We start from the raw sequence: 1,367 nt of genomic DNA, 5'->3' as shown, positions 1-1,367 counted from the left end.
TCACAGAGGATGGTGCCGAAACTGACTTAGACTTGGGTTATTACGAACGTTTCTTGCGTCGTGCGAAAATGACCAAGTTGAATAACTTCACCTCAGGCCGCGTGTACCAAGACGTTTTAAATAAAGAGCGCCGCGGCGACTACCTTGGCGGCACAGTTCAAGTCATTCCGCATATTACGGATAATATTAAAGAGCGCGTGCTTCGCGCAGGCGAAGGCTACGATGTTGCGATCGTAGAAATCGGCGGCACAGTAGGTGACATTGAATCTCTCCCATTCATGGAATCTGTCCGCCAGCTGATGGTTGAGCTGGGCCACAAGCGCACCATGCTGATGCACTTGACGCTGCTGCCGTACATCAAATCTGCTGCTGAGCTTAAAACCAAGCCGACCCAGCATTCTGTTAAAGAACTGCTGTCGATTGGCATTCAGCCGGACATCCTGATCTGCCGTACAGAACACGATGTCGATGCAGACACAACCCGCAAAATTGCGCTGTTCACCAACGTGGAAGCGCGCGCAGTTGTGGTGTGCAAAGACGCCCGTTCAATTTACCAAATTCCGCGCACATTCTATGAGCAAAACGTAGATGACTTAATCTGCGAGCGTTTTGGCTATAACAATCTTCCGGAAGCCGATCTGACTGACTGGGACAATGTTGTAGAAGCTTTGCTGAACCCTGAATACACCGTGCGTGTTGCGATGGTCGGCAAATATGTTGAGCTTCCGGATGCCTATAAGTCTGTCAACGAAGCGCTTTTGCATGCCGGCATTCAAAACCGCGTAAAAGTTGAAATTGACTACGTGAATGCTGAAGAGCTGGAAAGCCAAAATGAAGCGGACGTATTGAAAGATGCTGACGCAATTCTGGTTCCAGGCGGCTTTGGCGAGCGCGGCACAGAAGGCAAGATGAAAGCCATCCGCTATGCGCGTGAAAACGGCGTGCCTTTCTTGGGCATCTGCTTGGGCATGCAGCTGGCGGTGATTGAATATGCGCGCAATGTTGCAGGCATTTCAGACGCATCTTCAACTGAATTCAACCGTTCAACCAAATCGCCGCTGATCGGCTTGATTACTGAATGGCTGGATGAGCGCGGCGAAGTGCAGCAGCGCAATGTGGATTCTGATCTTGGCGGCACCATGCGCCTTGGCGCGCAAAAATCTGAACTGGTTGCAGGCACAAAAACTTGCGACGTTTACGGTTCAGCAGAAATTATTGAGCGCCACCGTCACCGCTACGAGATGAATAACCGCTATATTCCAGTGCTTGAAGAAAAAGGCATGAAGATTTCAGGCTATTCACCTGTGCAGCATTTAGTAGAAACAGTTGAAATTCCTCAACATCCTTGGTTTATTGCTGTACAATTC

1 protein-coding gene is annotated in these 1,367 nt (G+C 49.7%); it reads left to right on the top strand.

What is annotated here, in order from left to right; translation table 11 throughout:
* A partial coding sequence (locus RSA72_RS14535) for a CTP synthase (protein WP_332624764.1) occupies positions 1–1,367 on the top strand: 1,367 nt, incomplete at both ends.

Origin of the sequence: Acinetobacter sp., assembly GCF_036659555.1 — a bacterium.
In the GTDB taxonomy this organism is placed as follows: Bacteria; Pseudomonadota; Gammaproteobacteria; order Pseudomonadales; family Moraxellaceae; genus Acinetobacter.
The sequence above is the reverse complement of the archived record's forward strand: the minus strand, read 5'-3'. Positions and strand labels throughout refer to the sequence as shown.